Below are 12,172 nucleotides of genomic sequence, written 5' to 3' on the forward strand. Positions count from 1 at the left end.
ATAACAAAAAATCTTATGCCGAAAGTTACATAAACTTTGGGTAATAACAAAGTCCGAGCTTGGGAAAGTTCGGACTTTGCGCATAAAAAAAGAGGATGCGACGGTTTTGACACACCCTCAACAATTATTGATAAGTATCTGATTTATAGATAGCCTTTCTTTTCGCTTTCTTCAATAATGACTTTACGAAGTAAGTCCAAAAACTCCGTGCGTTTATTGGCTTTCCGGCAAATTACATTTTCGTGCTTTTTGTGGATGTCCCCCAACTTGATATTGAAAAGCCACTCAAAGGTTCTCCCGATTTCCGCCAGTGGTGATTCTTTCCCGGTATGAGTAACTACTCTTTTTATAAGAAATAATCCACTAACTAGTTCCATGATTTCCACAAGGAAAGTTTCATCGGTAAGATAAAGCGGTGAAGATGGCAAGTTGTTATTTCGGTTCTGAAACGGACTTGGATACTGGATTTTCAATTTGAACAGTTCTAGTTCTGAATTGACAATAGCCAGTGTCTTTTGTAAGAACAGCTTTTTAAGCGCATTTTTCCCCCTGCCCGTAAAGAAGTGTCGTTTCAAGTGAAGCTATCTCAATACGGGTAGCTGTAAGAATACGATAAGTAGCAGAATAATCATTTCCATTACTCACGGAACTAATCTGTTCAATAAACTCACCATAGGCATTTTGCATTTCTTCGTTAGTTACTTCCTGTGTAGGTTCAAACAATAGTTTGAACATTCTCGTTTGCAATAAATCATTCATAGGCATATATATTAAAAGTGAAAAGTAATCTATGTTTACTGGCTTATATTGTTTGTATGCCAAATGATTATACTCAATTCACCCAAAATACTTACCTGTGCAGTTCAGTATTTCAATTTCAATAATTGAAGTTTTTATAACTGTTTGTAATGGCAGTTCTTTTCCAGACAAAGAAGGTGTATATTTGTCTACAATCAGATTTAATATCATTTTTTTAGTGTCATCACAAGCAACAAGCCGTGCAATGCCGTTAATTATTACACTTTGATATGAGGTATTAACGTGACATGGTTCTTCGTGCATTATTAGACCACGCATACAATCTACCTCAAAACATACATTATTATTAGACCTAATATTTTCATTTTTTTGCCCTTTTGATAATCCATGAATGTAAATTTTGTCTTTATGGAGAACAAAGTGCACAGGCACAATATAAGGTGTTCCATCAAGGTTCAAAGTACCGATTCTTCCTACTTTTTCAGAAATAAGCTGTTCTCTGATTTGTAACGGTGTAAGTTGATTCATTTTCATTCTTGCTTGCATAACATTGTATTTTTAAAAATTATAGTGCAAAAATATGATTTTATTGGACTATATTTGTGGTTCAGTTTTACAATAAACAGATAGTCCAGATGCTAAGACCTTGGTTAATACAATTAAAAGTGGATAAGAACAGCTCTAAAGCTGTTTATATTCAAATCGCAGATGAGATAATTTCCTATATAAAGAGTGGCGTTCTTAAATCAGGAGAAACACTACCCGGAACTCGTCAGCTAGCCATATCATTAAACGTTAATAGGAATACGGTTGTACAGGCTTTTGAAATTCTACTATCGGAAGGTTGGCTTTGTGCGTCAGAAAGACAAGGAACTTCCGTATCGTTAGAACTTCCTACTTCTAAAACAAATAAGAAACAGACAGAATCATTAATTAGAAAGGAAGAGATTTATAGAGGTGATTTAATATTCTTTGATGATGGTCTGCCTGATACCTCTTGTGCACCTGTGAACGAATTAGCAAGGTCACATCGTAGAATATTCAGTAAAAAAGCCAAATGGCAAATTATGAACTTGTCGAGTGAATTTGGAGATTTCAATTTTCGAGATTCTATATCAAGAATGCTAAATTACAATAGGAGTATGAATACATCTCCAAATCAAATATGTATAACAAGAGGTAGCCAAATGGCTCTATATCTGACAGCTCACTGTTTGTTTGAAAAGGGAGATACCGTTTTAGTTGAAAATCCAGGATTTAAACCTGCATGGCAAGCATTTGAACACGCAGGGGCAAAGATTGAACCAATTGGTGTAGACGAAGAAGGTATTAATGTGGAAGAGGTGGAGTTTGCTCTAAAACAACATAGAATAAAAGCGATTTATATAACTCCACATCATCAATACCCAACAACAGTTACTCTTAGTTTAAGTAGAAGATTAAAATTAATAGAGTTGTCAAATGAGTATGGTTTTACAATCATAGAGGATGATTATGATAATGAATTTCATTTTGGGCAACGTCCCATAATGCCTATTTCTGCTCATGAAGAGGTTATTAACTATGTATACATTGGAACTCTTAGTAAGCTGATTGCTCCGGCAATACGAGTTGGCTATATTTATAGTTCTACTAACTTTATTGATAAAGTAGGAAAACTTCGTAAAATTATAGATATGCAAGGTGATAATATTATGGAGCAATCTATATTAGAATTAATTAATTCTGGAGATATTCGTAGGCATCATAAAAGAATGGCTAGTTACTATTTAGAAAAGAGAGATTACTTTGAATCTCTTTTGAACGAGTATTTAAAAGGAAAAGTAACATACAAGAAGCCAGAGGGTGGATTAGCATTTTGGCTCATTCCTACAGGTAAAGTTGATTTGTACAAAATCAAAGAATTAGCAAACAAAAAACTCGTCAGTTTCTATACACCTGATAGATTTAGTTTTGGAGAGCCTATATTTGGAATCCGTATAGGGTACGCTTCTTTGTCAAAAGAAAATTTAAAAAAAGGAGTGGAAATATTAAGTAAATATCTATAAAAGAGAGTATTTCTAGTAAAAGTGTTATATTTATCGCCGAGTTATTTGAAACAATGGAAAAGCATAGTAGACTAAAGTAGTTCGCTCATTTCTATATCGTTACCCATTGTTATTTTCCTTTCTTCTAAATATCTATTAATCAATAGATAAAATTAAAATATTCTACTGCTATACAAAAATGCTATAAATTACGGGATGCTTCTATTTATGAAGTGTATGAAGCAAGGTATAACGATTTATTTTCTCAATCATATAAAGTCTTTATGTGTCTTCCAATAAAATGACTTAATAGAGTTATAGCCAAAAGTAGACGGTATATACCACTTCCAGACAGTTTGAAAAACGTCTCTTGATTCTTCTTTCATTTGCTGGTGAAAGTTAAATCAACACGTTTTATAAACTATTAAAAATGAAATTATGGAAGTAGTAACCATTGAAAAAAGAACCTTTTCGTATGTCTGCGAACGGTTTACCGAGTTTACCAAACGGATAGAAAGTTTGTGCAGCACTCATACACAAAAAATCGAAAACTGGCTGGATAGTCAGGAAGTATGCCTATTGTTAGGCTTTAGCAAGCGAACACTGCAATATTACCGAAGTAGTGGACGGCTGGCTTATTCTCAAATCGGCAGCAAGATTTATTATAAGTCTTCCGATATTGAAAGAATTATTGCAGACAGTGAAACACAAAATCAATCACCCAAACAAACCACGTCTTATGAAAAGAACTAAAGAAGATTACCCGTCCTTCAACCTGTTTCCCATTGTCGGCACATGGGAAAGCGTTAATCTGAATCCTACGGTTATCATCTACCAGGACGATAAAAAGTATCTTCTTTCTATTATATATGTATCGGAAACCACCAAACAGGCTTCACCCGCTACTTATGAGATACAGCAAGATGGTAGCCAGTATTTTATTTCCATTGCATCTAAACGGCTCTATATAGATTATGATTCGACAAAAGATGTACTTAGCATTTCATCTTTGGGTGACTATCTGCGTAACTAACCAGCTATCTAGCCATCTTGAAATCAATATTTCAATAAAACAATCTTTCAATCATGGAACTAATAAATAAAGATACCCCACAAGTCAAAGAATTTATTTCTTCGCTTGATTCGATGCTGAATGGCATTGAATCTATTGTCAAACATTACAAACCCCACCTGAACGGGGAACGTTTTCTTTCTAATAATGAAGTATCCAAGAAACTGAATGTCAGTTTGCGAACCTTACAAGAGTGGCGAGATACAGGGCTAATCCCCTTTATTCAGATAAAAGGAAAAATCATCTACCGCCAAAGTGATATTGATAAACTGCTCCAAAAGCACTACTTTGAAAGCTGGAAAGAATAGTCCACCAGCCCCGAAAACATTGTTTTTCGGAATTTAATTTGAATCATTGACTTTTCCAGTGAAGTATTTAGTCTGTGCAAGTCTTTAGATGAAAATACGCTCGAAATGTAATGAGAGGAAGATTTTCATCTAAACCGAAGGCTTGGACTTGGACAGGCTAAATACGGAACTTACCTTTGTCAATGCTTCATATTAAGTTCTGGAAAACTTACAATAAAAAAAAGGATTGAGAAAATGAAATTCATTCTTCCCAATCCTTTTTCAATATTAGCTACTGCCTTAATTATATAGCCAATTCCGACAGACAGCTATTTACTTTTTGCATATCCTTGAAAATATTCTGATCCAATACCCGTGCATAGTGTTTGGTTACGCTTGTATCTGCATGACCTAACATCTTTGCAACATTCTCCATGCTCACGCCATTCGCAAGGCAAATGCTTGTGGCATAGGAATGTCTGGCTGAATGTGTGCACAGATTTTTCTGTAAGCCGCATACATCGGCAATCTCTTTCAGGTAGCTGTTCATGCGCTGATTGCTCAATACAGGCAAAAGTTTTCCGGTACATTCTGCCACATTTTTATACTTTTCAAGTATTGAAGCTGCCACAGGTAGCACAGGAATGTTACACATGATTTTTGTCTTTTGGCGGTTCTTCCTTATCCAAAGTTCCCCTTTATTGTCTTTTACCAAGTGTTCAGGTGATAAATCTTTCACATCGCTGAACGCCAAACCTGTAAAAATGCAAAATACAAAAACATCCCGTACCTGTTCTACTCGCTTAATAGTGAACTCTTTGGCAAGAATGATCTTAATCTCGTCCATTGTCAGAAATTCAGGATCGGTTTCTTCCAGTTTGAAACGGTAGTAAGCAAATGGATCTTTCTTTATCCAGTCGTTTTCCAAAGCAATGCGGATAATCTTCTTCAAGTTCTTTAGTCGGGTGATAGCAGAGTTCTGCGCACAACCTTTTTCAATCTTCAAGAAAGCATCGAACTTAGAAATGAAGTTGGCTTCCAAGTTATTCAGAGCAATATCCGATAGTTGGTATTCTTTCTTAATGAATTCTTCCAAATATCGGGTAGTGGTTTCATACCGTTGAACGGTCTTACTAACGAAGTCTTTGCCTATCAGTTTACGGCTTTGTTCGTTATGCTCCCTGAATACCTGCAATAGCGTTTTGTTATCTTCGTCCACACCATAAAACAACTTTCTCACAAGATCAACGGTGATAACTTTGCCGGAAGTTTCCAGTTCTCTATAAATTTGATGTATGTGTGAACGTGTGATTTCTAAGTAGTGGTTCAGTTCCACCGACATACGGTCTTTGCCTTTTGAATTTTCTTTTGCCTGATTCCATAGGTTTACAGGACAGCTTCTTTTGATAGAAATATCTACCATACAGCCGTTTACAGTGATTCTCATGCACACGGGTGCTTCTCCGTTCTTTAATAATTTGCCTTTCTTGATGAAGAACAATACAGAAAATGATTTTCGAGCCATTTTTACATCGTTTTTAAAGTTACAAAACTATGTATTCTCTTCCAAAGTAAGTCTATGCAAAATGCTATGAATCAGCGAGAAAGATGCAAATTCGTGGGACTTTTTTGAATTGAATTTTAGTCCCACGATTTATCCACCGATAATATGCTTGAAACGGCTATTTTCTGCTACCTGCTAGAAAAAAGAAATCCCTGATAATGTCTGATTATCAGGGATTTGCTTGATTTTTCTTTTGTTTTCAGTGATCCGCCTGGGGTTCGAACCCAGGACCCCATCCTTAAAAGGGATGTGCTCTACCAGCTGAGCTAGCGAATCATCCTGTGCGTTACTTCTGTAATGCGGGTGCAAAGGTAGGGCTTTTTTTTATATATGCAATAGTTGATGTGGATTTTTTACTCTTTTGGAGGTGTTTTTTTCTTTTGAACCTTTGATAACTCGTGCTTCTCTACGAGAGATTGGTCTTCTTCCATGAGTATAAAACGCTTGTAATAAGAAAGAAAGAGGGTTGTTAGAGGGAGAGCGATGATTAAGCCGATAAAGCCTAACAAAGTGCCCCAAATTGATAAAGAAAGAAGGATGATGGCCGGATTCAGGCCCATTGCTTTTCCCATAATACGGGGGGTGAGATATAAATCCTGTATGCATTGTACGATGCAAAGGACGAGAATTCCCGATCCGAAGATCAGCCAAAAGTTTTCTCCAGTCTCGGCGGATTTGAGGAGGCTCAGCAAAATCATCGGGATAATGCCGATCGCTTGCATATAAGGAATAAGGTTCAGAACCCCGATGAAAAGCCCCAGGATAACGGCCAGCGGAAAGCCGACAATCTTAAATCCGATAGCGAGCAGGACACCCACGCAAAGAGCAATCAACGACTGTCCGCGGAAATAGCGGTTCATGCTGTATTCGACATCGTCGGCCAGCCCTTGGACAAAGGGGCGGTAACGTTCGGGGATCAGACGGATCCAACCGTTGGCGATCCGTTCGTAATCCAGCAGGATAAAGATGAAATACAGGAAGATCACAAAAACGATCGTGATGCTGAAAAGGATAGAGAAGGTGTTGGTCAGGACTACCCACATTTTGGGAGCGATCTGTTTGACTGCCTTTTCTATATTTTCTTTGCTCAGGAGTTGCGCCAGCTGGTCCGGGTCAATATTCTTTTCCAGGTATTCCGCCCATGACTGGGGAATCATCGGGATATGCCCGTAGCCGCTGTTATGTTCCTGCATCAGCTCCAAAGTCCGGTTGACTTCCTGGGTAACGGACGGGACGATTACGACACCGGCCAACGATAACACCAGTAAAGTGGAAACAAGGACGGCCAAGATGGATAGCAGCCGGCTTTTCAGTTTTACTTTATACTGGAAGAACTTGACGAACGGTTGCATCATATAAGCCAGCAGCCAGGCAATGAGGAAGGGTAACAAAGCATTCCGCAGGACGGCAATCAGATAGATGATGCCGCTGATAACAGCCAGGCCGAACAGAATACGTGCCACCCTGTCGAATGTGAACGGTTTATCAAACAATGGGTTCATATTAAATTCTTATCTTTGTGGACAAAGATAATGCAAACCGACTTATCTTCGCCTTTATGACAAAGATAAAATAAAGTTGAATAGAAAAGATGATACGAAACAAAATAGTACCGCTTTGGCTGTTGATTTGCTTTCAACTGCTGGCCGACGCCCAAACTCCCGCTCCCATTAAACAATTATTGCAGGCTCCTTATATGCGTGGAGCCTCTTTTTCCTTGATTGTGAAAGACGTACAGGATGGGAAAACGGTTTACAGCTATGATACGGACCGGTTACAGTCTCCCGCTTCGGTTTTGAAGACGGTTGCCACGGCGACGGCACTTGAGATATTGGGAGAAGATTACCGCTATCCGACGACGCTGGAATATGATGGCATATTGGAAGACGGGACATTGCAGGGCAACCTCTATATAAAGGGCAGCGGCGATCCCTCTTTGGGCTCTTCGCACTTTGCTCCGGGGCAGAATGAGTTTCTGGCTACCTGGATAGCCGCTTTGCAGAAAGCAGGCATCCGGCATATAACCGGCTCTGTCATATCCGACGAGAGTATTTTCGATACGGAAGGCGCGTCCATCAAATGGCTCCGGGAAGATATGGGGAATTATTACGCTCCCGGAAGTTACGGGCTTTCCGTTTTCGATAATATGTATAAGTTGTCGTTGCAAACGGGTGCTGCCGGCACGCGTCCTTCCATAAAAGGGACGGAGCCGGACATTTCCTCTATCCGGTTTAAGAATTACCTGAAAGCGGCGCCGGTTTCTTCAGACAGTGCTTATATTATCGGTGCTCCGCTCGATGACGTGCGATATCTGTATGGCGTCCTGCCTGCCAACCGCGAGCGATATGTATTGAAAGGAGACATTCCCGATCCTGCCTTGTTCCTGGCGCGCTATCTGACGGACCGGCTTCAGCAGAAAGGAATCCGGGTGGATGGAGCCCCTTCCTGCTACCGTATCGAGACGGAAGAGAACCGGTGGAAGAGGGGAGAACGGAAAGAGATTGTTACGACCTATTCGCCTACCCTGCGGGAGATCGCAAGCGTATGCAACCATGTCAGCCATAACCTCTATGCAGACGCGTTGGTTAAGACGGTCGGATTGCAATACCGGCCGCGCAAGTATGAGGTGATCTCTTCGTTCGGTCGCGGCGTGCAGGTGGTGAAAGAGCATTGGGAAAAGAAGGGGTTGAATGTCTTTCCGCTCCGCATGAACGACGGCAGCGGCTTGGCTCCGGCAGATAAGGTGTCGGCTGGGTTTATGGGAGAACTGCTGGTCTATATGGCGGCCGAGTCTGCCGTTTCGGATGCCTTTATCGCCTCTTTGCCGCAAGCCGGGATAGAAGGATCGGTGCGCAATTTCTTGAAAGGATCGAAGTTGCAGGGAAAAGCCCGCCTGAAAAGCGGAGGCATTACGGGCGTCAGGAGTTATGCCGGCTATATTACGAAAGACGGAAAGACGTATGCGGTAGCTGTTTTTTCGAATAACTATTCTTGCTCTATGAGTCGAATGACAAGCCGCTTGGAACAGTTGCTATTGCAACTGTTCTAAACTTCCACCTTCCATCTTTCACGTCAGCAGCGAACGCTGTGTCAGAAATTCGATGAACTTTTGTTTGTAGTTGTCGGAGATCGGGATGTATTCTTTGCCGAATACGATCCGGTTCCGTTCGATCACCTTGATCTTTTCAGGCTGCACGATAAAGGAACGGTGCACGCGGATAAAGCGGTTTGACGGCAACATCTCCTCCAATGACTTCATGCTCATCAGTGAAAGGATAGGATGAGGTTCATCTTCGACAAATATCTTGACATAGTCTTTCAAACCTTCGATATAAAGGATCTTGCGCAGTTCGACCTGTACTAACTTATATTCGGTCTTGATGAAGATCGATTCGACTTCCGCCGGGGACGCCTGCATATGCTCGTACCATTGCAAAGCCTTATTGGCAGCCTTGAGGAAATCCGGGTAAGCGATAGGTTTCAGCAGATAGTCGAGGGCGTTCACCTTATAGCTGTCGAGGGCGTACTGTTCGAATGCGGTCGTGAAGATAATGCGGGTGTCCGTCTCCAATATGCGTGAAAATTCCATACCGCTCAGCTCCGGCATCTGGATATCGAGAAAGAGCAGGTCTACCGGCCGGGCGCTTAATGCCGGCAACGCTTCGAGGGCGCTGCTGAACTTGGCCGTGAGGCGAAGGAACGGAGTCTTATTCACATAACTTTCCAGCAGGCTGATGGCCAGTGGTTCATCATCAATGATTGCACACGTTAACGTCATAATTTGTTGTATTGATGTACCGGACAAAAATACAACAAATCCTTATGCCTGCAACTCTAACAGGCAAACATATTCATCCCCTTTCTGCCCGTACGTGAAAATATGATGCGCCGGGTACAGCAATTCCAGCCGGCGGCTAAGGTTTTGCAGCCCGATGCCGGAACCGCTCTTATCCTGCCCGTTATCTTTCGGGAAATGGCTGTTGCGGATGGAGCAGACGATCCGTGTCCCTTCCTGGTGGATCTTCAGGTCGATAAAAGAAGGTTTGTTATGGCTCACCCCGTGCTTGAAAGCATTCTCGATCAGGGAGATGAAAAGGAGAGGAGCCACTTGGGTTTCGGGTGTGGCGGCGGATATCTCGGTAGTCAGCTTCACGTGTTCCGGCAGGCGAATCCGCATCAGTTCCACATAATTGCGGATGAAGTCGAGTTCCTTCTCCAACGGAACCATCGGCTGGCTACTGTCGTAAAGCACATAACGGAGCAGGCGGCTCAGGTCGTGCACCGCCTCCTGTGCCCGTTCGGGACTGAACGCGATCAGGCTGTAGATATTGTTCAGCGTGTTGAAAAGGAAATGCGGGTTCAACTGGCTTTTCAGGTTTTGCAATTCCGCTTCGGCACGGCTTTTCTCCAACTCCCGGCGCGACGATTCCATCTGATACCAGCTCCCGGTCATCTTGATGGCGACGCTTAGCCCTGCCACCAACATGTATAACATTGCGTTCACCATAAAGAAGCCGACTACCTCCTGGCATTCCCTTTCCGGCCTCGGATGCTCCCATTCGGGATGCGGGAGCAGTTCGAACATCAGATGGACGGCCCCCATCGAGGCAGCGATCAGTACGACATTGCATAGCAAGAACTTCCAAGGATGCTTGGAGAACAGGAAATGGTCGATCAGCACGAAATAGTTGGCATAGAACACCAGCATGAACGACAGCGGGACGATCATGGAGCGGACGTAGCTCAGGACTGTCACCGTCTGCGACTCGCGTCCGGTAAAGAAGAACGGCAGCCCGAATAGGATGGCCCAGGCTGCGATATGTATGACACCGCCCATCCCTTTCAACGGGGGATGTGAAGGCGTGCCCAAGCCGGTTGTGTTAGATTCGTTTTCCATACAGGCGAAGATAATGATTCTTTACTGTTTTTATCTATTATATTTATCTTTCTTTCCTTATCCCATTGTCTTTTTCCTTGCAATCCATTAGTTGTCCGCTTGACGGCGAACGATCGTTCGCTGGCTGGAGGACGATCGTTCGCTGGCTGCCGAACGATCGTTCGCCGTCAAGCGGACAACTAACAGGCTGTATCCGCCCGCCTAATGGGATGAGATGAAAAGCGTAACGGTTCCTGTTGTTCCGGCTTATTCATACCGTATCGCCTCTATCGGGTCGAGCTGTGCCGCTTTCTTGGCCGGATACCATCCGAAGAACACGCCCGTGATGGTACATACGGCGAACGAGAGGATGACGCTCCAGGGCTGGATGTAGATCGGAAAGTGGGCGACCCCGTTCACGACAAGGGCCGAGCCCACTCCAAAGACTACACCTATCAAACCGCCTGTCACGCTGATCAGGATGGACTCGATCAGGAATTGTGCCAGGATGTCGATGCCTTTAGCCCCGATACTCATGCGGAGGCCGATCTCACGTGTACGCTCCGTTACGCTGACGTACATGATATTCATAATTCCTATACCGCCTACGAGTAGCGAAATACCCGCCACAGCCGCCAACAGCACGGTCATCATATCCGTAGTGCTTGTCAACATCGTGCTCAACTCCTGCTGGCTACGGATGGTAAAATCATCATCATCGGTATCCCTCAACTTATGGTTGCGGCGGAGTATTTCGGTAATCTCGTCGATGGCCTGGTCGGTGTATTCCTCTTTGAGGGCCGAACAGGTAATGCCTTGCAGATGGGTGATGGCCAGGACCTTTTTCTGAATAGTTGTGTATGGAGCTAAGATTAGGTCGTCCTGGTCCATTCCCATGCTGTTGTATCCTTTGCTTTCCAGCACGCCTACGATGCGGAAAGGCAGTTTCTGAAATCGTATGACCTTGCCTACCGGGTTGCTGCCGTCGGGGAAGAGGTTGTCGACGACGGTCTTGCCGACTACGCATACTTTGGCGGCTGTCTGGATGTCCTGTTCGGTGAACATGTCGCCGTCTCCGACTTTGTAACGGCGAATTTCCAGATAGTCGGGACTGATGCCGTAGACCGTGGTAGGAGCGTTGTTGGCTCCGTAGATCGCCTGCCCGCTGCTGTTGACCGAGGGGGAGACGGCGGAGACGAAGCGCGTTTCGTCGACTATATTCTCATAGTCCTGTAGTTTCAGGGTCTCCATTGCCGAGGCATCCTGGCGGACACCGCCGCGCATGTCGGCTCCGGGCTGTATCATGATCATGTTGGAACCCATCTCGCTGATCTGCGCCTGTATGCTTCGCTTCGAGCCTTGTCCGATGGCAAGCATCGTGATCACGGAGGCTACGCCGATGATGATGCCCAGCATCGTGAGGAAGCCGCGCAGCTTGTTGTTGGCGAGGGCCCGGACGGCTATTTTTATTAGGTTTGTTCCGTTCATTGTTATTGTTGTTTATATGTTATTGTAACACGCCTCCTGCTCCCTTTCGAGAGGGGAACAGTTACTCTCTAAACACCTTTGCCTCCTTCCGCTTCATCG

The 12,172-nt window shown here is 43.3% G+C and carries 13 protein-coding genes and 1 tRNA gene; 5 read left to right on the forward strand and 9 right to left on the reverse strand.

Annotated features, from left to right (window positions below; genetic code table 11):
• Positions 1-143: 143 nt before the first annotated feature.
• The 3 genes from H8S65_RS07690 to H8S65_RS07700 all read right to left on the reverse strand — a co-directional run bounded on the left by H8S65_RS07690 (position 144) and on the right by H8S65_RS07700 (position 1,305).
• Positions 144-575, reverse strand: a complete 432-nt coding sequence (locus tag H8S65_RS07690) for an RteC domain-containing protein (protein WP_255489069.1) — start codon at positions 573-575, stop codon at positions 144-146.
• The gene (locus H8S65_RS07695) at positions 532-759 is read right to left on the reverse strand and encodes a hypothetical protein (protein ID WP_186929411.1); all 228 of its coding nucleotides are present in this window, start codon (positions 757-759) and stop codon (positions 532-534) included. The genes H8S65_RS07690 and H8S65_RS07695 overlap by 44 nt, the downstream gene beginning before the upstream one ends.
• A gap of 78 nt (positions 760-837) precedes the next feature.
• On the reverse strand, positions 838-1,305 hold the full coding sequence (locus H8S65_RS07700; protein ID WP_186929412.1) for a pyridoxamine 5'-phosphate oxidase family protein: 468 nt from the start codon (positions 1,303-1,305) through the stop codon (positions 838-840).
• Between the two features lie 89 nt (positions 1,306-1,394).
• On the opposite strand from H8S65_RS07700, the gene pdxR reads away from it, so the two are divergent.
• The 4 genes from pdxR to H8S65_RS07720 all read left to right on the forward strand — a co-directional run bounded on the left by pdxR (position 1,395) and on the right by H8S65_RS07720 (position 4,166).
• The gene (gene pdxR, locus H8S65_RS07705) at positions 1,395-2,807 is read left to right on the forward strand and encodes a MocR-like pyridoxine biosynthesis transcription factor PdxR (RefSeq protein ID WP_186929413.1); all 1,413 of its coding nucleotides are present in this window, start codon (positions 1,395-1,397) and stop codon (positions 2,805-2,807) included.
• Between the two features lie 417 nt (positions 2,808-3,224).
• Positions 3,225-3,539: a helix-turn-helix domain-containing protein gene (locus H8S65_RS07710; RefSeq protein WP_186929414.1), complete on the forward strand. Its 315-nt coding sequence runs from the start codon at positions 3,225-3,227 to the stop codon at positions 3,537-3,539.
• Complete coding sequence (locus H8S65_RS07715; protein ID WP_186929415.1) at positions 3,526-3,819, forward strand: DUF3876 domain-containing protein; 294 nt, start codon at positions 3,526-3,528, stop codon at positions 3,817-3,819. Before H8S65_RS07710 ends, H8S65_RS07715 begins: the two co-directional genes overlap by 14 nt.
• A 53-nt stretch (positions 3,820-3,872) precedes the next feature.
• On the forward strand, positions 3,873-4,166 hold the full coding sequence (locus H8S65_RS07720; RefSeq protein WP_004293696.1) for a helix-turn-helix domain-containing protein: 294 nt from the start codon (positions 3,873-3,875) through the stop codon (positions 4,164-4,166).
• 283 nt (positions 4,167-4,449) lie between these two features.
• On the opposite strand, the gene H8S65_RS07725 is transcribed toward H8S65_RS07720, so the two are convergent.
• The 3 genes from H8S65_RS07725 to H8S65_RS07735 form a co-directional block, all read right to left on the reverse strand.
• Positions 4,450-5,670: a site-specific integrase gene (locus H8S65_RS07725; protein ID WP_186929416.1), complete on the reverse strand. Its 1,221-nt coding sequence runs from the start codon at positions 5,668-5,670 to the stop codon at positions 4,450-4,452.
• A 242-nt stretch (positions 5,671-5,912) separates the two neighbouring features.
• Positions 5,913-5,985: transfer RNA gene (locus H8S65_RS07730), tRNA-Lys, on the reverse strand.
• A gap of 77 nt (positions 5,986-6,062) precedes the next feature.
• On the reverse strand, positions 6,063-7,211 hold the full coding sequence (locus H8S65_RS07735; protein ID WP_186929417.1) for an AI-2E family transporter: 1,149 nt from the start codon (positions 7,209-7,211) through the stop codon (positions 6,063-6,065).
• 89 nt (positions 7,212-7,300) lie between these two features.
• On the opposite strand from H8S65_RS07735, the gene dacB reads away from it, so the two are divergent.
• Positions 7,301-8,758, forward strand: coding sequence for a D-alanyl-D-alanine carboxypeptidase/D-alanyl-D-alanine endopeptidase (gene dacB, locus H8S65_RS07740; protein ID WP_186929418.1), 1,458 nt, complete (start codon positions 7,301-7,303; stop codon positions 8,756-8,758).
• Positions 8,759-8,776: 18 nt separating this feature from the next.
• Here the strand turns inward: dacB and H8S65_RS07745 are convergent, their stop codons facing one another.
• The 3 genes from H8S65_RS07745 to H8S65_RS07755 form a co-directional block, all read right to left on the reverse strand.
• The gene (locus H8S65_RS07745; protein ID WP_186929419.1) at positions 8,777-9,487 is read right to left on the reverse strand and encodes a LytR/AlgR family response regulator transcription factor; all 711 of its coding nucleotides are present in this window, start codon (positions 9,485-9,487) and stop codon (positions 8,777-8,779) included.
• Between the two features lie 42 nt (positions 9,488-9,529).
• Positions 9,530-10,606 carry a sensor histidine kinase gene (locus tag H8S65_RS07750; RefSeq protein ID WP_186929420.1) on the reverse strand — a complete coding sequence of 359 codons (1,077 nt, stop codon included), beginning with the start codon at positions 10,604-10,606 and terminating at the stop codon, positions 9,530-9,532.
• Between the two features lie 246 nt (positions 10,607-10,852).
• Entirely contained in the window at positions 10,853-12,073 is a 1,221-nt protein-coding gene (locus H8S65_RS07755; RefSeq protein ID WP_186929421.1) for an ABC transporter permease, read from the reverse strand.
• Positions 12,074-12,172 lie beyond the last annotated feature (99 nt).

Source organism: Parabacteroides hominis (assembly GCF_014287585.1).
GTDB lineage: Bacteria > Bacteroidota > Bacteroidia > Bacteroidales > Tannerellaceae > Parabacteroides > Parabacteroides hominis.

What these genes read in the sequence shown, in the direction of transcription:
- H8S65_RS07695 (WP_186929411.1), bottom strand. Translation starts at nt 759, where the DNA reads ATGAATGATTTATTGCAAACGAGAATGTTCAAACTATTGTTTGAACCT.
- H8S65_RS07700 (WP_186929412.1), bottom strand. Translation starts at nt 1,305, where the DNA reads ATGCAAGCAAGAATGAAAATGAATCAACTTACACCGTTACAAATCAGA.
- pdxR (WP_186929413.1), top strand. Translation starts at nt 1,395, where the DNA reads ATGCTAAGACCTTGGTTAATACAATTAAAAGTGGATAAGAACAGCTCT.
- H8S65_RS07710 (WP_186929414.1), top strand. Translation starts at nt 3,225, where the DNA reads ATGGAAGTAGTAACCATTGAAAAAAGAACCTTTTCGTATGTCTGCGAA.
- H8S65_RS07715 (WP_186929415.1), top strand. Translation starts at nt 3,526, where the DNA reads ATGAAAAGAACTAAAGAAGATTACCCGTCCTTCAACCTGTTTCCCATT.
- H8S65_RS07720 (WP_004293696.1), top strand. Translation starts at nt 3,873, where the DNA reads ATGGAACTAATAAATAAAGATACCCCACAAGTCAAAGAATTTATTTCT.
- H8S65_RS07725 (WP_186929416.1), bottom strand. Translation starts at nt 5,670, where the DNA reads ATGGCTCGAAAATCATTTTCTGTATTGTTCTTCATCAAGAAAGGCAAA.
- H8S65_RS07735 (WP_186929417.1), bottom strand. Translation starts at nt 7,211, where the DNA reads ATGAACCCATTGTTTGATAAACCGTTCACATTCGACAGGGTGGCACGT.
- dacB (WP_186929418.1), top strand. Translation starts at nt 7,301, where the DNA reads ATGATACGAAACAAAATAGTACCGCTTTGGCTGTTGATTTGCTTTCAA.
- H8S65_RS07745 (WP_186929419.1), bottom strand. Translation starts at nt 9,487, where the DNA reads ATGACGTTAACGTGTGCAATCATTGATGATGAACCACTGGCCATCAGC.
- H8S65_RS07750 (WP_186929420.1), bottom strand. Translation starts at nt 10,606, where the DNA reads ATGGAAAACGAATCTAACACAACCGGCTTGGGCACGCCTTCACATCCC.
- H8S65_RS07755 (WP_186929421.1), bottom strand. Translation starts at nt 12,073, where the DNA reads ATGAACGGAACAAACCTAATAAAAATAGCCGTCCGGGCCCTCGCCAAC.